The organism is Conexibacter sp. CPCC 206217, assembly GCF_030646165.1.
Lineage (GTDB): Bacteria > Actinomycetota > Thermoleophilia > Solirubrobacterales > Solirubrobacteraceae > Conexibacter.
The window spans coordinates 316,737-338,549 of sequence record NZ_JAUTDO010000002.1 but is presented as its reverse complement, the minus strand read 5'-3'; the positions used below and the strand labels follow the sequence as shown (position 1 = coordinate 338,549).

General features: G+C 72.6%; 15 protein-coding genes and 1 pseudogene. 6 read left to right on the top strand and 10 right to left on the bottom strand.

Annotated elements, in window-relative coordinates:
• Positions 1 to 2: 2 nt before the first annotated feature.
• Positions 3 to 1,256, bottom strand: a complete 1,254-nt coding sequence (locus tag Q7L65_RS06300) for a glycosyltransferase family 4 protein (RefSeq protein WP_304719510.1) — start codon at positions 1,254 to 1,256, stop codon at positions 3 to 5.
• Positions 1,253 to 2,179 (bottom strand): methyltransferase domain-containing protein, encoded by a 927-nt coding sequence (locus Q7L65_RS06295; protein ID WP_304719508.1) that lies wholly within the window; start codon positions 2,177 to 2,179, stop codon positions 1,253 to 1,255. The genes Q7L65_RS06300 and Q7L65_RS06295 overlap by 4 nt, the downstream gene beginning before the upstream one ends.
• A 112-nt stretch (positions 2,180 to 2,291) precedes the next feature.
• On the opposite strand from Q7L65_RS06295, the gene Q7L65_RS06290 reads away from it, so the two are divergent.
• The gene (locus tag Q7L65_RS06290) at positions 2,292 to 3,284 is read left to right on the top strand and encodes a hypothetical protein (RefSeq protein WP_304719507.1); all 993 of its coding nucleotides are present in this window, start codon (positions 2,292 to 2,294) and stop codon (positions 3,282 to 3,284) included.
• Here the strand turns inward: Q7L65_RS06290 and Q7L65_RS06285 are convergent.
• From Q7L65_RS06285 to Q7L65_RS06255, 7 genes are all read right to left on the bottom strand, one after another.
• Complete coding sequence (locus Q7L65_RS06285; protein ID WP_304719505.1) at positions 3,281 to 6,133, bottom strand: glycosyltransferase family 4 protein; 2,853 nt, start codon at positions 6,131 to 6,133, stop codon at positions 3,281 to 3,283. The two genes, Q7L65_RS06290 and Q7L65_RS06285, sit on opposite strands and share 4 nt — an antisense overlap.
• On the bottom strand, positions 6,130 to 8,895 hold the full coding sequence (locus tag Q7L65_RS06280; protein WP_304719504.1) for a glycosyltransferase family 4 protein: 2,766 nt from the start codon (positions 8,893 to 8,895) through the stop codon (positions 6,130 to 6,132). The genes Q7L65_RS06285 and Q7L65_RS06280 overlap by 4 nt, the downstream gene beginning before the upstream one ends.
• Positions 8,896 to 9,059: 164 nt before the next feature.
• Positions 9,060 to 10,169 carry a hypothetical protein gene (locus Q7L65_RS06275; RefSeq protein ID WP_304719503.1) on the bottom strand — a complete coding sequence of 370 codons (1,110 nt, stop codon included), beginning with the start codon at positions 10,167 to 10,169 and terminating at the stop codon, positions 9,060 to 9,062.
• Positions 10,166 to 12,019: a glycosyltransferase gene (locus tag Q7L65_RS06270; protein ID WP_304719502.1), complete on the bottom strand. Its 1,854-nt coding sequence runs from the start codon at positions 12,017 to 12,019 to the stop codon at positions 10,166 to 10,168. Before Q7L65_RS06270 ends, Q7L65_RS06275 begins: the two co-directional genes overlap by 4 nt.
• Before the next feature lie 104 nt (positions 12,020 to 12,123).
• The gene (locus Q7L65_RS06265) at positions 12,124 to 12,843 is read right to left on the bottom strand and encodes an FkbM family methyltransferase (RefSeq protein ID WP_304719500.1); all 720 of its coding nucleotides are present in this window, start codon (positions 12,841 to 12,843) and stop codon (positions 12,124 to 12,126) included.
• Between the two features lie 44 nt (positions 12,844 to 12,887).
• Positions 12,888 to 13,772, bottom strand: coding sequence for an ABC transporter permease (locus Q7L65_RS06260; protein WP_304719498.1), 885 nt, complete (start codon positions 13,770 to 13,772; stop codon positions 12,888 to 12,890).
• Positions 13,769 to 15,031, bottom strand: a complete 1,263-nt coding sequence (locus Q7L65_RS06255; RefSeq protein ID WP_304719495.1) for an ABC transporter ATP-binding protein — start codon at positions 15,029 to 15,031, stop codon at positions 13,769 to 13,771. The genes Q7L65_RS06260 and Q7L65_RS06255 overlap by 4 nt, the downstream gene beginning before the upstream one ends.
• A gap of 130 nt (positions 15,032 to 15,161) precedes the next feature.
• On the opposite strand from Q7L65_RS06255, the gene Q7L65_RS06250 reads away from it, so the two are divergent.
• Positions 15,162 to 16,874: a hypothetical protein gene (locus Q7L65_RS06250; protein ID WP_304719494.1), complete on the top strand. Its 1,713-nt coding sequence runs from the start codon at positions 15,162 to 15,164 to the stop codon at positions 16,872 to 16,874.
• 16 nt (positions 16,875 to 16,890) lie between these two features.
• On the opposite strand, the gene Q7L65_RS06245 is transcribed toward Q7L65_RS06250, so the two are convergent.
• Positions 16,891 to 17,535, bottom strand: coding sequence for a bifunctional 2-polyprenyl-6-hydroxyphenol methylase/3-demethylubiquinol 3-O-methyltransferase UbiG (locus tag Q7L65_RS06245; RefSeq protein WP_304719491.1), 645 nt, complete (start codon positions 17,533 to 17,535; stop codon positions 16,891 to 16,893).
• Between the two features lie 102 nt (positions 17,536 to 17,637).
• Here Q7L65_RS06245 and Q7L65_RS06240 point away from each other — a divergent pair, with 102 nt between their 5' ends.
• From Q7L65_RS06240 to Q7L65_RS06225, 4 genes and pseudogenes are all read left to right on the top strand, one after another.
• Positions 17,638 to 18,747, top strand: coding sequence for an NAD-dependent epimerase/dehydratase family protein (locus Q7L65_RS06240; protein ID WP_304719488.1), 1,110 nt, complete (start codon positions 17,638 to 17,640; stop codon positions 18,745 to 18,747).
• A gap of 10 nt (positions 18,748 to 18,757) precedes the next feature.
• Positions 18,758 to 19,831 (top strand): NAD-dependent epimerase/dehydratase family protein, encoded by a 1,074-nt coding sequence (locus Q7L65_RS06235; RefSeq protein ID WP_304719486.1) that lies wholly within the window; start codon positions 18,758 to 18,760, stop codon positions 19,829 to 19,831.
• A gap of 2 nt (positions 19,832 to 19,833) precedes the next feature.
• Positions 19,834 to 20,619, top strand: a pseudogene (locus Q7L65_RS06230) (glycosyltransferase family 2 protein); the annotation flags it as partial.
• Positions 20,620 to 20,679: 60 nt separating this feature from the next.
• A complete protein-coding gene (locus Q7L65_RS06225; protein WP_304719483.1) occupies positions 20,680 to 21,684 on the top strand; it encodes a heme A synthase in 1,005 nt (334 codons plus the stop codon).
• Positions 21,685 to 21,813 lie beyond the last annotated feature (129 nt).

Genomic DNA, 21,813 nt, shown 5'->3' with positions numbered 1-21,813 from the left:
GCTCAGCCGCTCAGCTTCGCCCGCAGCTTGCGTGTCAGCGGCCGCAACAGCACCCACACCGGCTGCATCGCGGGATGCTCGCGCAGCACCTTCAGCCGGCGCCAGGCCGAGGTCCGCTTGATCCGCAGCATCGGCTTCGCGAGCCGTCTGTACTCGTTGCGCTCGTGCAGCCGCAGGCGGTGCGTCTCGAGCGCGAGGCGGCTGTCGGCGGCGAGCTGGCGCGCGCCCGCGTAGGCGGGCGGCGGCGGATCGCGGCGGATCGTCTCCAGCGCCGCGGCCATGAACGTCGCCGACTGCTCCCAGGTCGGCCAGGCGCGCGCGGTCTCCAGCGCGTTGGAGCGCAGGAAGGTCAGCAGCCGCCGGTCGCGCGCGAGCAGGTCGAGCGCGCGCGCCGCGCCGCCCGCGTCGTCCCAGTCGACGACGAGCCCGTTCCAGCCGTGGACGATGTACTCGTCGTAGCCGGTGACGGGCGCCACCACGCAGGTCGCGCCCATGTGGAAGCCCTCCAGCGGCGGCCCGAACATCCCCTCCACGCGCGACAGCTTCAGCACGACGTCGCTGGCGCCGTACAGCGCGGCCATCTCGCGCTGCGTCAGCGGCCCGACGACGGCGTCGGCGGTGCCGGGTCTGATCTTCGTGTGGTCGCCGGTGACGACCGTCAGGTGGCGCTGCTCGCGCATCAGGCCGACGACGCCGATCGCCTCGTGGACGCCCTTGAACCAGACGTCGGGGTTGCCCTCGACGACGATTCGCAGCGGCTCGCCGAGCCGCACCTGCGGCGCGGCCGGGGACGCGAAGACGTCCTTGTCGATCCCGTTGCGCACGAGGAAGCGCGGCGCGTCGGGCCGGATCTGGGCGAGCGTCTCGGCGATCCAGCTCGCCTCGGTGACGAACGTCAGCGGCAGGTCGAGCGTCATCGCGGCAGCCGGGCGCTCGGCGCTGTCGCGGTCGTAGAAGCGGTCCTCGAAGCTCTGCAGGAAGTGGACGTAGCGGTCCGCCTCCAGCTCGAACAGCGAGTAGGTCGTCTCCCACCAGGTCGCGATCGCGAGGTCGAAGTGCTCGCCGCGGGCGTCGTCGAGCCCCTCCACGTGCAGGTGCGCCAGCCCCTCGAACTCCCACGGCGCCGCCTCCTGCTCGCGCACGAGCACGAGCGTGACGTCGTGCCCGTGTCTGAGCGCCAGCGCACGCGCGTGCTGCACGACGACGCCGACGCCGCCGGACAGCTGCAGGTCGTTGAGCAGGAAGGCGATCTTCACGCGTGGCCGTTCGCAGCGGGCGCGCTGTCGGCGTCGCCGTCCTGCGGCGCCGCGCCGGCGGACGCCCCTGCTGCGGCCAGGCGCTGCTCGAGCGCCCGCACCGACGTCTCGTAGAACAGCAGGTCGCTCTCGCGCTGGCGCTCCCAGCGGCGCTGCGCCTCGACGTCGGCCTGCACGACGCGCGTCGCAGGCCCGCCCAGCTGCCCGGCGCCCGCGCCGAAGGCGAGCAGCACGTGCGAGGGGACCGCGGGCGCGAGCGCGACCTCGGCAGCCACGTCGGCCGACGTGCCGGCGACGACGATCGCCGAGCCCTGCAGCGCGACCTGATGCAGCATGACGTGGTCGGCCGGCAGCAGCGTGCGCAGCTCCCGCACGGCGCCCTCGCCCCAGGTCGTCTGGTGATGCGGGTTCTCGACGCTCCAGAAGGCGTCGTTGGGGACGCTGAGCAGGACCGTCGTCGCCGGTCGCGCCGCCAGCTCCACCAGCAGCGCCACGAGCGGCGCGAAGTCCGACAGGTGCTCGATCGTCTCGAAGCAGGTGACGAGCAGGCTCACGCCGGGCCCCGATCCGGCCGCGGCTCTTCTCGCTCTCGCCGACGTCTTCGGCGGCGTCGCGAGCGCCTCGCGCACGCGGCTCACCCCCGCCTGGTCCGACAGGTCGGCGACGAGCGCGACCGTCTCGCGCGCCTGCACGGCGGCGGCCGCGCGGTCCGCGACCGCCTGCTCGCGGTCGACCAGCAGCGCGCTGCCGTCGTAGGCGGCGTCGCCGAGCGCGGCGACGGCGCCGAGGCCGGTGCCGCAGCCGAGGTCGCACCAGCGCGCGCTGGCGCGGATCAGCGGCGCGGCGAGCGCGTAGCGCAGCTCGTGCTCGGCACGGACCGCGGGGCGGGTGTCGTCGGTGATGCGTTCTTGCCAGTCGGGCATTGCGGAAGCCTCCTGCTCGCCGCGGAAGGCTACCCGTCGCTGCGGCTGGCCGCGTGACGCTGGCCGCGCCCGTACCATCCACGGCCATGCGCACGCGACCCGCCCGCCGTTCGTGAACCCCGCGTTCGCCCGCTCCGGGCAGCCGTACGCGGTGCCGGCCGAGCACGAGCCGCTGCGGCTCGCGTTCGTCGGCCAGGGCACCTTCTTCGAGGCGTGCGCGCTGATGCACGACACGCCGCAGCTGGCGACGCGCTTCGTCGAGTTCCGCGAGGGCGCCGAGCTGGGGCGCCTGCTGGGAGAGCTGCACGCCTACAAGCCGCACGTCGTGCTCGTCTTCCGGCCCGAGATCGTGCCGACGGGCGCCTTCGCCGAGCTGGACGCGGCGACGCTCGGGTTCCTGACCGAGCCGCTGCCGCGCGGCAACGGCGCCGCGCACGACGACCTCGAGATACGGCTCGCCTCGCTGCGCAAGGTGGACCGCTCCAACTTCGACCGGATCGTCGCGTTCGACCCGAACATCGTCGAGGCGGCGGAGGAGGTGCTGCCGGTCTGGCGCTCGCTGCCGCTGCCGGTCGACGACCGCTTCTACGCCGACGTGCGCGAGATCCGCGGGCGCCCGCGCGTGATGTTCGTCGGCCGCTCGACCGACCATCGCGAGCAGCTGCTGATCCCCTCCAAGCACAGCTTCGACGTGCTGCACCTCGCCTTCGGCGTCGACGCCGAGCGGCTCGACGCGCTGATGCGCGAGCACCACGTCGGGATCAACCTCCACAACGAGCCGTACCCGTCGTTCGAGAACCGCGTCTCGCTGCACCTCGCGGCCGGCCACCTCGTGCTGAGCGAGCCGCTGCACCCGCTGCACGGGCTGGAGCCGGGGATCGACTTCCTCGAGATCGGCACGGCGGGCGAGCTGCACAACCGCATCGAACTGCTGCAGCGCTCGCCCGACGCCCACCACCGCGTGCGTGTGCGCGGCCGCATGAAGGCCGAGAGCTTCCGCGCCTCGAAGGTCTACCCGCGGCTCGTGCACGACCTGCTGCTTGACCTGCGGGCGTTCGGGACCGAGCGCGTCACCGGCGTCGGCGCCGCCGGCGCGACGCGCTAGCGTCTGAGGCGCTGCTGAACGCGCTTGCCGGCCTTCAGCAAGGTGCGCATGGCGATCTGGGCGGCGCTCTGCGACAACTCCGCGTTGAGCGCCCGCAAGCTGCGGATCTCGGCGTCCATCGCCTCCTCGCGCTCGCGCGACTGCGCGGCGCGCACCTCGAGGCCGTCGATCCAGACGCGCTGCTCGGCGACGCGCCGCTCGTACGCGTCGCGCTGATCCTCGACGACCGCCTGCAGGCGCAGCACATCGCTGCGGGCTCCGCGCAGCAGCCCGGGAAGGTCGCCCGCCGCGTCCGCGAACGGGCGCTCGACGCGCAGCCACTGCTCCGCGTCGTACGGCGGCTCGATCGTCACGCGCGGCCACTGCGCGCGCAGGTTCACCCACAGCCCGGCCCGGCGCTTGAGCGCGAGCGGCTCCGGCAGCACCTCGAGCCGCAGCCCGGCCGCAGCGGCGCGGTTGAGCAGCTCGTCGTCCGCCTCCTGCGCAGCCGCGTCGGCGGCAAATCCCCCGAGCCGATCCAGCGCGGCGCGCCGGATCGCGTACGGCCCGGCCGTGAAGACGGCCCCACCGAGCCCCGCGAGCGGGGGACCGGGGAGCGGAACGAAGGCGTGGAAGGCGGCGTCCGCGGCGGTAGCGTCCCGGCTGCCGAGTCCGTCGAGCACCGCGCAGGCGTACACGTCGGCCGACGTGGCGGCCGCGGCGCGCCGCAACTCGCCGGCGAAGCGCGGCAGCGGGACGTCGTCGGCCGGGACGAACGCGACGAGCGGCGCGTCGCTGGCCGCGAGCGCGGCGGCGCGTGCGTCGGCGGCATGGCCGGCGCGGGCCGGGCGCACCACCGTGGTGTCGCCCACGACGGCCGGGAGGCGCGTGGCGTCCGCAGGACGCAGGTCGGCGACGACCACGTCGACGCCGTCGATCCCGGTCAGCGACTCCAGCTGCCCCCTCAGCAGGGCCTCGTCGCCGTCGAACAGGACGCAGACGGCGAGCGTCGGCAGCGCGCCGTTCTCGCTGTCGGCGCCTGCGCTCGGCGCGTCAGGAACGCTGGCTGCGCGCGCGCCCGTTCCTGCCGCGTCAGGACCGGCCGCGCCCGCGCTGTCGCTCCCGTCGGCGCTGGTCGCACCCGCCTCGCGGTTCGTGCGCGCGACGGCGCGGTGCCAGCGGTCGTAGGCGGCGTCGACCGCCTCCAGCGTGGCGGGCGGTCGCGCGGGCGTGACCGCTGTCGTCAGGCGGCGCAGCAGCAGCGCGGCGAGCGGGGCCGGATCGACCATCGGCGTCGGCTGCGTGAGCGGGACTGGCAGCGGCGGGCCGTCGCCGGTCGCGCCGAACATGTGGTCGTCGCGCTGCTCGGCGGCGATCAGCTCGCCGGTGCCGCCGGCGCGCGCGGCGACGAACGGCACGCCGAGCGCGATCGCCTCGCTGACCGTGTTGGGCGCGTTGTCGACCGTCGAGGGCATGACCGCCATCACGCCTGGCCGCGCCAGGTACTCGGCCGCGCCGCGCTGGTCGCGATCGCTGACGATCCTCCAGCCCCACGGCCACTGCGCAGCCCGCGCCGCGATGTAGGCGTCGGCGGACTGCCCCAGCACCTCGGAGACCGGGCCGAGGAACGTGACGGAGAACGCCGGCAGCTCGTCGTGCGCGGCCAGCAGGTCGAGCGCGTCGCACAGCGTCACGACGCCCTTGCGCGTCTCGATCCGGCCGAAGAAGACCAGCTCGTCCGGCAGCGCGAGCGCGTCGCCGACGGCGGCGTGCCCGGGCGCGACGACGCCGACGGCGGTCTCGCGGCGCGCGCGCACCGACCGCGGCACGGTCGCCGCACCCGGCCGCACGGCGCTCGGCGTCGCGTACGGCTGCACGTGGACGCGCTCGGGCAGCGCCCATCCGCGCTCGCGCATGTACCCGTGCAGATAGCGGCTGGGCCCGAGCAGGACGTCGGCCAGCTCGACGCTGATCCGCTCCAGCTGCTCGTTGACGAGGAACTCCTCGCGCGTCAGCGCGACGCGGTTCGCCTCCGCGGCCCAGCGCGTCGGTCCGTGCGTGCCGACCACGAACGTCGTGCGCGCGAACGCCGCGCCGTGGCGCTTGGCCAGCTGGGCGTACGCGCCGTGTCCCATGTTCTCGGGCAGGTGGACGACGTCGAACGGCTGCTGCGCGCGCAGCCAGCAGTAGACCTCGTAGGCCGAGCGGGCGGGGAAGTGCGGGTTCTTGACCGATCCGCCGCCGGGCGGACGCAAGATCTCCAGGTGCACGTCGCGCTGCGCGTAGTGCTCGGCCCAGCGCGCGTTGGCATCCTCCGCGCCGGCCTCCTGCCAGCCGCTGAACAGCAGCGTCACATCGTGACCGGCGCGTGCGAGCGTCTCGGCGAGCGAGCTGCTGGCGGTCCCGATGCCGCCGCCGGTCATCCCGGAGGCCTCGAAGCTGACGACGCAGACGCGCGCGGCCGGATCGTCTGCGGACGCGCTCGCGGCGCCGACAGCCGCGTCGAGCGTGAGCGCATGCGGCCCCGCCGCGAGCAGTTCGGCCACGCGCGCGTCGCCCGCGGCTGTCGCGACGACGAGCGGCACCTCCGCCGACGCGCTGGCGGCGAAGGTCGCCAGCGCCACGCTGAGGCCGCGTGACTCGACACGCTCGGCGAGCGCGACAAGCGCTGCGCTGGACGCGTCCGCGGACGCTCCGGTGACCACTGCCGCGGCAGCACTTCTCAGTCGCACCGCCGGCACGTCGTCGAGCTGCTCTGCCTGCATCAGCAGGACGGCGCCTGTGGAAGCGCGTGCCGGCCAGCGGCACACCTCGGCGCCGAGGCTGGCGGCGAGCCGCTCGGCGATCGTGAGCGGCTCGTCCCAACTCATCTCAGCTTCCGGCGCACCAGCTCCAGGCGCCAGCGCGCGAAGCGCGCTCCGCGAGCGGGCCATCCGCTGACCGGTCCGCGCGCCGCGCGCCTCAGCCGCTGCGTCGCCAGGCGCGTGCGCGCGGCGCGCGCGGGCGTCCCGCGGCCTGCGAGCGCGACCCGCATCTCCTCCTTCTGACGCTCGTAGAGCGCGATCAGGTAGCGATGCTCCGCCAGGTTGCCCTCGTAGACGTCGACCAGCTTCGCGAACTCCGCGAGCCGCTCCTCGTACTGGAGCACCAGCTGCTCGCGAACGCCGGCTTCGCCGTTGAACGCCCGCTGCGCTCCCGCCAACAGCGCCGGCAGGTCGCGCAGGTCGTCTCCGAGCGCCCGCCGGAACGGCCGCAGCCGGCGGATCTGCGCCTCGCCCTCCGGCGTCGGTATCGCGCTGGAGCCGAGGAAGCGGCTGCGCACCTCCGACCAGGCGTCGTCGCGGACGGTCGCCGCGAGCGGATCCGGGTGGACGTCGAAGCGCACGCCGTCGAGGGCGAGGCGCGCCAGCAGCTCGTGGTCGATCGTCTCGCCCCACGTGTCGGCCGCATAGCCGCCGGCACGGACGAGCGCCGTGAGCCGGATCGCGTACGGACCGATCGCCAGCGCGGGATAGATCGCTGCGGCGACCGGCGGGCCCGCGATCGGCACGAACGCGCGCAGGTCGGGCGAGGCGCTGGTGTTTCGCAGCGACTCCGGGACGCCGGTTCTGCGCTCGGCGTCCGCATCGCGGCAGATCATCGAGAGCACGTCCGCATCGCCGGCCGCGAACGCCGCGCAGACGCGCTCGACGAGCGTCGCGTCCGGTTGCTCGCGGCCGCGCAGCACGATCAGCACGTCGGCGTCGAGCCGCTCCGTCAGCGCGCGTCGCGCGACGCCCTCGCCGCGTCCGGACGCGCGCACGAGCTCGATGCCCGCGGGCAGCTCCTCGGCCGCGTCGGCGTCGCTGCCGACGGACTCGGCGAGCATGGCGACGATCTGCGCGGGCTGCCGCGTCCCCGCAGCCAGCGCCGCGCCGATGCGGCGCACGTCGTCGCCCTCCGCGTCGACGATGCAGACGGCGGCGGTCGGCAGCCCCGACGAGGCGGGCGCGGTCACCCGCGGGCGACTCGCGATCGCGCGGTGCCAGTGGTCGTAGACGCGGTCGCAGGCGACGTCGGAGACGGCGGGCGAGACGCTCGCCTCGTGGTCGGCGGCCTTCGCGCGCAGCGCCGCGGCGAGCGCCGCGGCGTCGAACGGCTCCTCCGCGTCGGCGAACGTCGGCGGTTCCAGCGCGGTCGCGTTGCTCCAGCCGTCGAACGTCGAGACGGCGAGGTCCTCGGCGGCGATGATCTCGGCGGTCCCGCCTGAGCGCGACGCGATGAACGGGACCCCGAGCGCGACCGCCTCGTAGACCGTGTTCGGCGAGTTGTCGACCAGCGACGGGATCGCGACGACGCACGGGGTCTCGCGCAGGTACGCGATCGCCTCGTCGTGTCCGAGGTCGGGCAGGATCTTCCAGGTCAGGTCCCAGGCGGAGGCGCGACGCGTCACGAAGGCGGTCGCGTCCTCGCCCATCACGCGCTCGGGGCGGCCGACGAACGTGACGCTGTCGAAGGGGCAGTCGGCGCCGTCGCCGACGAGCAGGTCGACGGCGTCGCAGAACGCCTCCAGCCCCTTGCGCGTCTCCAGGCGCCCGAAGAAGACCAGCTCGGTCGGCGCCGGTCCGCTCGCCCGCCGCTCGCTGTCGGCTGCCATCTGACGGACCGACTGCGGCCGCGCGTAGGGCTGCACGAACGTGCGCTCGGGCATCGTCCAGCCGCGGGCGCGCATGTAGTCGAGCAGATACGCGCTCGGGCTCATCACGACGTCGGCGCGCGCGACGCTGAGCCGCTCCAGCCGCTCGGTCACGAGCAGGTCGACGTCCTCGATCCCCTCGCGGTTGCACTCGGCGACCCAGCGTGTGGAGGAGTGCGTACCGATCACGAACTCGACCCCCTCGTAGGCGAGCCCGAGCGCCTTCGCGGTCATCGCGAACGCGCCGTGGCCGAGCGTCTCCGGCAGGTGCACCACGTCGAACGGATGCGCGGCGTGGGCCTCCAGCAGCCAGCGGTGGAACTCGTACGCGCGCCGCACGGCGTGGTGCGGGCTGCGCACGGGCGTGTCCCACGGCGTGCCGAGGATCGAGAAGTCGATCCCGCGCGCTGCGAATCTGCGCTTCCACTCCGGCTCGCCCGTGGCGGCCTCGGGGGCCATCCAGCCGGTGAACAGCAGCGTCACGTCGTTGCCGGCGGCGGCGAGCACGTGCGCGAGCGAGTGATATGCGGTCCCGATGCCCCCGTTGCCGGTCGGGCCGGTGATCTCGTAGGAGGCGATCAGCACGCGCGCCGGTCGGGTCGTCGCCGGCGATCCGGCGATCGCCGGATCGAGCGCGAGGCTGAGCGGGCCGTTGTCGAGCAGTTGCACCAGCTCGTCGTCGGCTCTGCACGCGATCACGAGCGCACCCTCGGTGTGCGTCGCGTGGTCGCCGCTGGTGTCGGGGTGCACGAGCCCCGCGTACGCGGTCGTCCACCCGGCGGCCTCGGCGCCGCGGCGGGCGGCGGCGATCGCGTCGAGCGACGAGCCGGCGGGGTCGAGGTCGACCGCGAACACGACCCGGGCGCGTTCGGCGCGCTCCCACCCGTCGCCGCCGTGCAGCACGATGACGTCGTCGGGTTCGATGCCGGCTGCGGCCGCGACCCGGTCGATCGCCATCGTCAGATAGGGAGATGCCGTGAGGGGCTCCGGCTCGCGACCGGAAAGGGGAGTGCCACCTTCCATGCCCCGGCATCGTAGGCGACCTGTCGCCGGAGTGACGGCAGGTGGGCCCCGGCGCATGTCAGAACAAGCCTCGCGCACCTGGTGCAGCGAAGCGCGGATCAGCTGGCGCGTCGCCGCTGACGCAGCAGACGCTTCAGGCGGTCGGCCGCACGCAGCGACCGCCGATTTCTGAGCTCGGACAGCTGGGCCTCGAGCTCCGCGCCCCGATGCTCGGCCGCACCCGCTCGGGCCTCCAGCTCGTAGACGCGCCGCTCGGCGTCGGCTGCCCGCAGCTCTAGCTCGACCACGCGCCGCTCGGCTGCGACCGCGCGCTCCGTCTGCGCCTGCGCGTGCTGCTCGCCGACGACGGCGCGTGCCTCCAGCTGCTCGCTCCGGAGCGTGGCGGCGGTGGCTTGCTCCTGCGCGGCGGCGGTCACCGCTTCGGCGCGCTCCGTCGCCGCCCGCAGCTGCGTCAAGATCGTGATCGCGCCCGGGCCGCTGTGGCTCTGCGCGCCCCGCCCGAGGCGTGCGTTCGTCTCCAGCAGATTCGCGTTGGCAGCTTCGAGCGAGCGAATCCGCCGCACGAAGACCGGCGCGACTGCAGCGCGCAGGGTCGCGCTGTCGGGCAGCCGTGCGACCGCGTCGGCGAGGCCCGCGACGATCATGAAGTGCTCGGCGTGCTCGGGTTCGAGCCTGTCGGGGAGCACCAACTCGGTCGCGAGCGGCTGCTGCGGGGCGGCGTCGGCTCGTCGCAGCAACGACCCTTCAGCGGCTGCCTGCAGCAGCAGGACGGCGCCGGGGAAGCGCGCGGATGCCGCGAGGACGTCCTCGTAGGTCGCGCCGCCGGTCGTCCCCTGCGCGGTCGCGAGGCCCTCCGCGCCGGGCAGCGAGACGACGACCGCGATCCCGCGGGCGGCTTCGCGCGTCAGCGCGTCGAGCAGCGACTCGCGTCGGGTCGCGTCGCCGAGGTCATCGACGTCGTCGAGCCAGACGATCGCGTCCCACTCTGCCCCGACGCCGTCGGTCAGCAGCGTCGCGAGATCGTCGACGACGAGCAGGTCGGTGCACCCGTGGCTGCGCAGCGTCTCAGCGCCCGCTCCGCTGCGATCGCCCGCGAGGACCACGCGCCGCTGCGCCAGCAGGTCGCCGGCGAACGCGTGGCGCTGGACGAGCGCCGCGTCGACCAGCCCGGCGGCGAAGGGCGCGAAGGCCCGCCGATCTCTGCTCACGTCCACTCGACGCTCCGTTCGCGTTGTCGGGCGCGCAGCTCACCCTCCAGACGCTCCATGTGCGGGATGCCCATCGTGCGCAGCTTCGACGTCGTGCGGACGCGATAGGAGACGAGCGGCGCCGGGATCACCGCTCCGTCATGCCCGGCGTCGTGAAGCTCGCGGTACAGCATCCAGTCCTCGAGGCTGACGAGGTCGGTGCGGTAGCGGAAGCCGAGTTCGAAGACGCGCCGGCGGATCAGCGCCGCGGCATCGCCGGCGATGTTGCGACGGTCGAACTCGATGCCGTGACCGCCCGGTGGGCTGTAGCCGACGTGACCGTCGCCCAGGGGCACGCCCGCCTCGTCGACGAAGGTCGACCAGGAGGTCGCGTAGGCCAGCTGGGGCTCGGCCTCGAGCAGCTCGACGGCACGCTCGACGAAGCTCGCGCAGAGCTCGTTGTCGGCGTCGAGCGGAAGCACGTAGCGACCCGCGCACTGGGCGATCCCGAGGTTGCGCGCCGCGCCGACGCCCTGGTTCACCTGCGTCAGCAGCGTCAGCGGCCAGCGCTCGGCGAGCTGAGGGAGGATCGCGTCAGCGGGCTCGCCGGAGCCGTCGTCGACGACGATCACCTCGATCGCCGGGTGCGTCTGCGCGAACGCCGAAGCGATCGCGCGCTCGACGAATGCCGACAGCCGGAAGTACGGGATCACCACGCTGACGAGCGGTGGACGCGGCCGCGGTGGCGCGACGCGACGCCGCGCGGGGAGTGCCGCGAGCAGCTCCGCATATCCGTCGACCACGGCGCGCTCGTCCGCGACGCGACGGCCGTGCTTGCGCGGTCCTTCGGCGGCGATCAGCGCCGTCAGCTCCTGCGGGTCGTCGAGCACCGCCGCGACGGCCTGGCCGATTGCCCGCGGCGAGCCATCGGCGGTCAGCCAACCCGAGACGCCGGGCTCCGCCAGCGCGTGCAGCCCGCCGACCGGCGTGGCAAGCAGCGGCCGGTTGGCGAGCAGCGCGTGCACGCCGACCGCGGACCAGGACTCCCAGCGCGCGGGCAGCACGAGCATGTCGTGGCTGGCGAGCAGTTGGTCGAGATCGCTGCCGGCGTCGGCGAACACGATGCGCGGGTCGCCGGCCGCCGTCAGCACGAGCTGGTCGCGGATCGAGGTCGCGAGGCCGCCCGCCGCGCGATCGGCGCCGCAGATCGTCAGCTGCCATGCATCGGTGTGCCGAACGAGCCCGAGCAGCGCGTCCACCAGTGCCTGCGGGCCACGCCGCGGATCGAGCGGCGCCGCGAACAGCAGTCTGAGCGGTCGCGCGCCAAGCGCCGGGCGCGGCGGCGCCGCCGCGGCTCTCGCAGCGGTCGCCGCCGCGATCGCGGGCGGCAGCGTCCAGGCTGCGGCGAGCCCGTCCGCTTCGGTGACGAAGTGCGCGTAGGTCGCGTCGACCTCTGCGGTCGGCGTGAGCCGCACGTCGGCATGTCGGAGGCTCGTGCGCTCGAGGTTGTGCAGCAGGTTGGTCTCGGTCTCGTCCGGCAGCCAACCGTCGAGGATTCGCAGCATCTCGTCGGTGCCCCAGGCGCGGACGCCGACGCGCGTCGTGGTCAGGAAGGGGTCCCGCGCGAAGCGCGCCTGAACCGTCACCGCGGCCTCTCCACCGCGGTCGACGAACTCGACGTAGTCGGGTCCCCGCTCGCCGTACACGGTCCGCAGCGACTCCAGCGCCAGCGCGCTGCGGCGGTGCGCGAGCGAGGTGAAGCTGCCGGCGTCGGCGGGTTGGGCGATGACGACGACTCTGACGCGCGCAGCGACGACGTCATCCGTGCTGAGCAGCTGCGCGCCGGCCTGCGGCCCCACGATCGCCGTCACCTCGTGCACCGCAGCGAGTGCGCCGGCCGTCGCGAGCGCGCTTTGGAGCGGTTCGGACGTGAGGCCTGCGGTCGGGTCCAGACACACGAACGCGAGGCGCACGGCTACGGTGGCGATCCTGGCGAGTGGCCCTGGTACCGGTCGATCGTGCGACGCGACAGGAAGAGCGGGTTGGTCCGGCGCAGGTGCGGCTCTGCCGTCGGCCACTCCTCCTTCTGCTCGTAGATCGCGAACAGCCGGTACCCGTGTTCCTCCAGATGCCGCTTGAGCGTCTCGAACGGCACGTGGGTCGCGTTCTCGGGGTTCATCCCCGCCTCGACCCCCACGACGTCGATCTGCTGCGCCGCCAGCAGGCCGGCGGCACCGCGCAAGACCTCGAGGTCGAAGCCCTCGGTGTCGATCTTGAGCAGATCGATGTGGGCGATTGCGCGCTCCCCGCAGAGCTCGTCGAGCGTGCGGACTTCCACCTGCTCGGTGCCGGCGACGCCGCCGGCGCGCTGCGTCGTCGTGAGCGAATGCATCGTCGAGCCGCCGCTGAGCGAGATCGAGGCCGGGCCGCTCGTCGCGCCCAGCGCGCACTGCGTGCAGTGGACGCGCGGCGTGTCCGCGAAGCGCGTCGCGAGCTCGGCGAAGACGCTGGAGACCGGCTCGAAGCAGTGGATCTCCGACTGTGGGAAGGCTTCTGCGAAGACGGCCGCGGACTGCCCGACGTTGGCGCCGACGTCGAACACGACGGCGGGCGCGAAGCCGGGCAGGCAGTGCAACAGGTCACGGATCGGGTCCAGGCCCTTGACGAAGTACTGCTGTTCGGGATCGGCGGACACGGGCGTGAGACTAGTGATTGACCGTCTGGCCGTTGCCAGCTCGCTCAGAGGTCTTCCGCGATCAGGGGGGCTTCGCGGTTGAAGTAGCGGTAGGCGCCGACGACGAGCAGCAGCAGCACGCCGGCGGGGATCAGCAGGAAGGTCCAGCTGCCGGCGGCGGTCGCGGCGCTCGGGTGGCTCGGGTCGATGACAGCGTGGCGGAACTGCTGGATGATCACCGCGAGCGGGTTGACGAGCATCAGCCGCTCGATCGTCGTGTTGTTGATGACGTCGAGCGTGTAGAAGATCGGTGTCGCGTAGAACAGCATCTGCATGATCACGTCCCACACCGGTCTGATGTCGCGGTAGCGGACATAGAGCGCGGACAGCAGCGTGCAGATGCTCGCTCCGAACAGCGTCAGCAGCAGCATCAGCAGCGGCAGCTCCAACCAGCCCCAGTGGACCGTGCCGCCGGAGATCAGCAGGAAGATGATCACGACGATCAGGTTCAGCCCGAGGTTCAGCAGCGCGGTCGTCGCGACCGACAGCGGGATCACCAGGCGCGGGAACTGGACCTTGCGCACGAGCGGCTCGCGGTCGACGAGGCTGGTGACCGCGGTCGTGGTGCTCTCCGACAGGAACGTGAACATGACGATGCCGGACAGCAGCGCGACGGGATAGAACTCCGCGTCGCTGGAGAACTTCAGCACCTGCGTGAAGACGACGTACAACACGCCGAACAGCATCAGCGGCCGCATCAACTGCCACACGTAGCCAAGCGCGGAGCCGAAGAAGCGCAACTTGAACTCGGTGATCGCGAGCGTCCAGGTCAGGTTGAAGAACCGTCTCGCATCGACGCCTATCGCGACCGGACCGGAGATGCGGGCGCCACGCGCCAGCGGTTCTCTGTCCGCGACGGGCGGCGGGGTCGTCGGCAGCTCGACGCTCATGACTCGATCTCCGCGGTCGGCTGGACGGTGGTTCGCTCGACGCCGGCGGCGTAGGGCAGCTCCAGCAGCGCCCCGGAGGCGTGCGTGCCCGACACGACGGTCGAGATGAAGCGCTCGCGACGGTCCATCACCGCGGTCCCGCTGCCGCGCTGCGAGACGACCGGTGTCGCGTCGTAGCGGCCCGGGGCCAGCACGTTGATGAACTGCACGCGGAAGATCGCCTCCTCGCCGGCTGCGAAGTGACCGGTCTCGGCCTCCTGCCACTGCGTCGAGGCGCTGAAGACGTTGTCGTGGGCGGCGTTCTCGAGCGTCACGCCGAAGACGGGATGGTCGATCGCCTCGCTGAAGCGGACGCGGGCGGCGAATCTGCAGCCGTGCTCCAGCTCGAGCATCGACGCTCTGGCGCCGTGCTGGTCCTCGAACCACGCCTCGACGATCTCGGCGCCGCCCACGCCCGAGCGATCGGCGTCGATTCCGTCGGCGCCCTCCGCGGCGACGATCGGCTTGGGCTTGCCGAAGTTCAGCTCGAGGTACTCGACGCCGACCCGGTGCGGGTCGCCCTCGCTGACCATGTCGCCGTGGTCGAACAGCACGGCGCGGTCGCAGAAGCGCTCGACGGCGCCCATGTCGTGCGTCACGAGGATCACGGTGCGGTTCTCGTCCTTCAGCCGGTAGAACTCGTCGAAGCACTTCTGCTGGAAGGCGGCGTCGCCGACCGCGAGCACCTCGTCGACGAGCAGGATCTCCGCGTCGACGTGGATCATCACGGCGAACGCGAGCCGCACGAGCATGCCGGAGGAGTAGTTCTTGATCTTCAGCTGCTCGAACTCGCGCAGCTCGGCGAAGTCGATCACGCTGTCGTAACGGCGCCGCGCCTCGCGCGGGGAGAGGCCGAGCATCGTGCCGTTGATGAGCACGTTGTCGCGCGCCGGCAGGTCCGGGTTGAAGCCGACGCCCAGCTCGATGAAGGCCGACAGGCGCCCGTCGACGTAGATTCCGCCCGTGTCTACGCGATAGATGCCGGCCATGCACTTCAACAACGTGCTCTTGCCCGAACCGTTGCGCCCGACGATCCCGAGAAACTCGCCGTGAGCGACGTCGAACGAGATGCCCTTCAGCGCGACGAACTCCTCGTACGTCGTACGACGCAGCGGATGCAACGCCGTCTCCTTGAGCGTGTGCACACGTTCCGCCGGCACGCGGAAGGACTTGGAGACGTTGTCCACGGCCACGGCCGCGACTGCGCGATTCGTCGACATCAACGCTGAAAGGTAGCGAGAGACGCTCGCGGCGGGCGAGCAGCCACGCGTGCGACGGCCGGCGTGCCAGGCCGCAGCGCGACCGCGCGGGAGGGGGCGTCTTCGCGAGCCGCAATACTACGGCGCCGTCATGACCTCGCCCGACGCGTCACCGACACTGCCACGCCGCACGACCCCGCGGCCGGACGCCGCGACGCTCGCCGCCGTCGCGCTGCTGACGCTCGGTGCGCTGTTCCTGCTCTACGCCAGCCGTCACATGACGTTCTTCTCCGACGACTGGAGCTTCATCGAGACGCGGCGTGCAATCAGCGCCGACGCGCTGCTGGAGAGCCACAACGGCCACATGACGCTCGTGCCGGTCGTGATCTACCAGCTGCTGTTCGCGATCTTCGGGCTCAGCAGCTACCTGCCGTACCTCGTCGTGCTGATCGCGCTGCACGTGACCGCGTGCGCGTCGGTCTTCGTGCTCGCGCGCAGATATGTCGGCGGTGTCGCGGCGCTCGTGCCGATGGTGCTGCTGCTGTTCCTCGGCGCCGCCTACGAGGACCTGCTGTGGGCGTTCCAGATCACGCTCGTCGGCTCGACCGCGTTCGGGCTGCTGGGGCTGGTGCTGCTGGGGCGGGAAGGGCGGCGATCCGACGTCGGCGCCGCGATCGCGCTGTTCGCCTCGGTCGCCTGCTCGGGCGTCGGCGTCGCGTTCCTCGCCGGCGCGGCGGTCGAGTTGCTGCTGCGCCGCGACTGGCGCCGGCTGTGGGTCGCCGGGATCCCGATCTTCCTGTACCTCTGCTGGTACGTCGGCTACGGCGGCGACCAGGAGAAGGCGACCGCGGCCAACCTCGCCAACGCGCCGCAGTACGTCTCCGACGCCGCTGCCGGCGCGGCCGCCGCGATCGGCGGCCTGACGTACAACTGGGGTGCGCCGCTGCTGCTGTTCGGGATCCTCGCGGTGTGGGTCGCGCGTCGCGCCCAACTCGACCCGCGCGAGCTGGGCCCGCGCTTCGCAGCGCTGCTGACGGTCGCGCTCGTCAACTGGGGCCTGACGGCGCTCACGCGCGGACAGCTCAACGACCCTGCCGGCAGTCGCTACCTCTACGCCGGCTCGGCGCTGCTGCTGGTGCTGGCGGTCGCGCCGCTGCGGCCGCCGCGCCGCGACGTGCGGCTCGCGGCCGCCGCGCTGGTGCTGACGGGCGCCGCGGTGCTGTCGAACGTCGGCGCGCTGCGCGACGGTCAGCGGCTCTGGCGCGGCTACGCCGATCAGGTCAAGGCGGCCGTGACCGCGCTCGACGTCGCCGGTCGCACCGCGCCCGCGGACCTGCGGCCGGTGCTCGGCTACTCGCCGCAGATCGTCTCCGGCGAGTACCTCGACGCGGTCGACGACATCGGCTCCTCGCCCGGCTTCAGCCCCGCCGAGCTGCTGACGGCGACGGCCGCGACGCGCGCCTCCGTCGACGCGACCCTGACGGGTGTCGCGGCTGCCGGGATCAGACCGCTGCCGCGCGGCGAGCGGGCGTCCGCGGGCGGCACGGCGCCGACCGTCGACGACGCCGCGGGCGGCGACGCGAGAGTCCGCGGCGCGTGCGTGCGCTTCACCCCGAGCGCCGCCGGCGCGACGCTGCAGTTGAGCGCCGCACCGGGCGAGACGCTGACGTTCAGACCCGCCGCGCGCGGGGCGGCCGTGCCGCTGTGGCTGCGCCGCTACGGCGACGAGTTCCCGACCGATCCGGTCACGTCGCTGGCGCCGGGCGTCGTGACAGAGGTCGCGCTGCCGCGCGACACGCAGCCGCAGCAGGTCTGGCGCCTGCGCGTCGTGCCGGCACGGCCGCTGGTCGCCTGCCGCGACTAGACGGCCGCCGTCGTGATCAGCGACGGCCGATCACGAAGAACTGCTTGCCGAGCACGCGCCAGGCGGCCGGCGTGCGCAGGTAGCGCCGCGTCAGCGCCGGCGACGGCGGCAGCTTGCCCGTGAACGAGTAGGGCAGGAACTGCGCCTCGATCCGCTCGGGCTCGAAGCCGGCCGCGTAGAGGTGCTCGGCGATCGCGCGGTGGGTGAAGATCAGCGTGTGGTCCGCCATGTCGAAGTACTCCTTCGAGCAGTAGCGAAAGTTCGGGCCCATGATCGCGATCCGCCCGCCGGGTCTGATCGACGCGTGCATCTTCTCGAGGAATCTCGCGCAGTCCTCCTGCGACAGCAGGTGCTCGAGGAAGTTCGAGACCCAGACGCCGTCGAAGTGCTCCTGCGGCAGGTCGGCCGTGAAGATGTCGGAGACGACCGCTCTGACGCCGGTGGCGTAGGTGCCCTCGGCGTAGGCGACCTGGTCGACCGCCCAGCGCTCGCGCGCCGGCACCGCGTTGATGAACTCGCCGCGCCCGGCGGCGGGGTCGAGCACGCGCTCGGGCGACCCCATCTGCTCGTGGACGAAGCCGGCGATCTCCTTCCACACGTCTGTCCGTGCGCTCTGGTCGACGTCGCGAAAGCGGTACTCGTACAGACGCTGGAAGTTCAAGTGTCCTGCTCCTATCGGGCTGGGTCGGGCACGCCGGGGCGCAGAGGATAGGCAACGAGCAACGAGCTGTCCGCCGACGTCGACTACTCTGCGCCGTTCGAGATGGCCCAGGACAGCATCGACATCCGCAGCGACGAGGCTTCCCGCCGCGTGCTCGTCACCGGCGGAGCGGGCTTCGTCGGCTCCAGCCTCGCGCTGGCGCTCGCGGCCCGCCACCCCGGCTGGGAGGTCGTCGTGCTCGACAACCTCAAGCGCCGCGGCTCGGAGCTGAACCTGCCGCGGCTGCGCGCCGCCGGCGTCACGTTCGTCCACGGCGACGTGCGCGAGCGCGCCGACCTGGAGGCGCTGGAGCGCGTCGACGCGGTCGTCGAGTGCTCCGCCGAGCCGTCCGCGCTGGCGGGCCGCGACGGGCTGACCGACTACGCGATGCAGGCGAACCTCGTCGGCGCCTGGCACTGCCTGGAGTTGGCGCGCCGCGACGGCGCGCAGTTCGTCTTCCTCTCGACCAGCCGCGTGTACCCGGTCGCGGCGCTGAACCGGCTCGTCCTGGAGGAGGCCGCGACGCGCTTCGAGCTGGCCGCCGCGCAGCCCGTCGCGGGCGCCTCGCCCGCCGGGATCGCCGAGGACTTCCCGCTCGAGGGCGCGCGCACGCTCTACGGCACGACGAAGCTGTCGGCCGAGCTGCTGATCGCCGAGTACCGCGATGCCTTCGGCCTGCGCGCGACGATCGACCGCTGCGGCGTGATCGCCGGCCCGTGGCAGATGGGCAAGGTCGACCAGGGCGTCTTCACGCACTGGATGCTCGCGCACCTGCTCGGCGGCAGGCTGTCCTACATCGGCTTCGGCGGCAGCGGCAAGCAGGTCCGCGACCTGCTGCACGTCGACGACCTCGTCGACCTCGTCGAGCGCCAGCTGCTGGACCCCGCGGGCTGGGACGGCGTCACCGCCAACGTCGGCGGCGGGCGCGACTGCTCGCTGTCGCTCGCCGAGACGACCGCGCTGTGCCGCGAGATCACCGGCAGAGAGCTGCCGGTCGGCGCGGCGGGCGAGGACCGTCCCGGCGACGTGCCGGTCTACCTGTCGGACTGCTCGCATCTGTTCGAGCTGACCGACTGGCGTCCGCAACGCGACGCCCGCAGGGTGCTCGAGGACATCGCGAGCTGGATCACGGAGCACGAGGACGCGGTTCGCTCCGCGCTCCGTCTAAGGTAAGGAGACAGGGATGCCGGTTGCGATCGTCACAGGTTCGGGGGGACTCATCGGCTCAGCGTCGGTGCGTCACTTCGCCGAGGCGGGCTACGACGTCATCGGCGTCGAGAACGACATGCGCGCCCGTTTCTTCGGGCCGGAGGCGTCGACCGCCGGCAACACGCGGCGCCTGACCGACGCCTACGACACGTTTCGCAGCGTCGAGCTCGACATCCGCGACCGCGAGGGCGTCGAGGCGCTGTTCGCCAAGCACGCCGCCGACCTCGAGCTGATCGTGCACACGGCCGCGCAGCCGTCGCACGACTGGGCCGCGTCGGATCCGCACACCGACTTCACCGTCAACGCGAACGGGACGCTCAACCTGCTGCAGGCCGCGCGCGAGCACAAGCCCGACGCGACCTTCGTCTTCACCTCGACGAACAAGGTCTACGGCGACCTGCCCAACCAGCTCCCGCTCGTCGAGCTGGAGACGCGGCTGGAGCTGCCCGCGGACCACAGATGGCACGGCGGGATCGACACGACGATGTCGATCGACCGCTCGATGCACTCGCTGTTCGGGGCGTCGAAGGTCGCCGCCGACCTGCTGGTGCAGGAGTACGGGCGCTACTTCGAGATGCCGACGGTCTGCTTCCGCGGCGGCTGTCTGACCGGTCCGCAGCACGCCGGCGCGCAGCTGCACGGCTTCCTCGCCTACCTGATGAAGTGCACCGTCACCGGCACGCCCTACACGATCTTCGGGTACGACGGCAAGCAGGTGCGCGACAACATCCACTGCGACGACGTCGTGCGCGCGTTCGCGGCATTCCATGCGAACCCGCGCTCGGCCGCGGTCTACAACCTCGGCGGCGGGCGCGCCAGCAACGTCTCGATGATCGAGGCGATCAGACTCAGCGAGCAGATCTCCGGACGCCGGCTGCAGTGGACGCTCAGCGACGAGGCGCGCATGGGCGACCACCGCTGGTGGGTCTCCGACCTCGGCGCGTTCGAGGCCGACTACCCCGACTGGTCGCTGACGTACGACGTGCCCGCGGTGCTGCGCGAGATCCACGACTTCAACGTCGAGCGCTGGAGCGCACCGGTCGCGTGAAGCTCTCGGTCGTGATCCCGGCGCACAACGAGGCCGAGGTGATCGAGCCGACCCTGCGGTCGCTGACGCAGCGGCTGATCGAGCACGAGATCGACTACGAGGTCGTCGTCGTCGACGACAACTCCAGCGACGGGACCGGCGAGGTCGTCGGCCGCGTCGCCGCCGAGGACGGTCGCGTGCGCTGCATCCGCAACCAGCCGCCCAACGGCTTCGGCTACGCGGTGCGCGCCGGCCTGGCGGCCTTCTCCGGGGACGCCGTCGCGATCATGATGGCCGACGGCTCCGACGACCCCGGCGACCTCGTCCTCTACTACCGCGTGCTGGAGGCGGGCTACGACTGCGCGTTCGGCTCCCGCTTCATGCCCGGCGGCGCGGTGATCGACTACCCGCGCTTCAAGCTGTTCGCCAACCGCGTCGTCAACGCCGGCATACGCCTGCTGTTCCAGCACGGCTACAACGACACGACGAACGCGTTCAAGGCCTACAGACGCGAGGTGATCGAGCACATCGGCCCGTTCATCTCGCCGCACTTCAACCTGACCGTCGAGCTGCCGCTGAAGGCGATCGTGCGCGGCTACTCGTACGCGATCGTGCCGACCTCCTGGCGCAACCGCACCGCCGGCGAGTCGAAGCTCGCGCTGCAGGAGATGGGCTCGCGCTACCTCTTCATCGTGCTGTACGTGTGGCTGGAGCATCACCTCTCGCGCGGCGACTACCGCAAGCCGGGCGTCACGAAGCCGATCCGCAGGCGCGCCGCGCTCGCGGAGGAGCGCCGCAGAGCGTCGTAGCCGCGTCGCGGGGGCCGCGTGGCGGCGCCCGCGCCCCGTGTGCGTCATCCTTACGTGGTCGTGCTCGACCGTCTTCCAACGTTCACCGCCGAACGCTTCCGCAAGCTCACCTGGGTCGCGCTCTTCTTCCTGACGGCCGTCGTGCTGACCGGTGCGGCGGTGCGGCTGACCGGCTCCGGCCTCGGCTGCCCGGACTGGCCGGCCTGTCACGGCCAGGCCGTGCCGCCGATCGGCTTCAACACCTTCGTCGAGTACGGCAACCGCGTCTTCTCCGCCTGCATCGGCTTCATCTCGCTGTTCGTCTGGTTCGCGGCGTGGCGCCGGCGCCCCTACCGCCGCGACCTCTTCCTCGTCGCCGGCTTCCTGCCGCTCGGCTGCCTGGCGCAGGGCGTGCTCGGCGGCTTCACGGTCGAGCACCACCTCGCGCCGGGCTTCGTGATGGCGCACTTCTGCCTCTCGATGCTGATCCTGATCGCCGCCGTCTGGCTCGTCTGGCGGGCGCGCTACGAGGAGGACGCCGAGCGGCCGCGCACGGAGGACCGCTGGACGGTCTACCTCGTCCGCTTCGCCGCGCTGCTGGGCGCCGGCGTGATCGTGCTCGGGACGCTCGCGACGGCCGCGGGCCCGCATCCCGGCGACAACGACGGCGAGCTGGTCCACCGGCTCGACTTCAAGGGCGCCGAGACGCTCGTGTGGCTGATCCACCGCCACGGCGTGACGGCGACGACGCTCGGCCTCGCCGTGATCGCGGCCTGGTTCATGGCGCGGCGGCTGACGACGAACGCGCAGCTGGTCGAGGCGCTCACGCTGAGCGGCATCCTGATGGCCGCGCAGGGCCTCGTCGGCAGCGTCCAGTACGCGCTGAAGCTGCCGGCGGACTTCGTCTGGGTGCACGTCACGCTCGCGACGATCACGTGGATATCGCTGCTGTGGTGCGTCGGTGCCGCCGGCCGCGTCGGGACCCCGACGCGCCGCGCCGACGACGACGGCTCCGGCAACGGCAGCCACGGCCTGATCGGCGCCGAGTCGATCGCGCGGCCGGTCCCGCCCGCCGCCCTGCGGTAGCCGCTGCCATCCGGGGCGGCCGGTGAGCTGTTAGCCTGCGCGTCCCGCAAGACGGCGCGTCAGCGGTGGGTCGTCTTCCGGCGAACGCGCTTCCCTGGGCCTATTTCTCGGATTGGAGTGAGTGTTGTT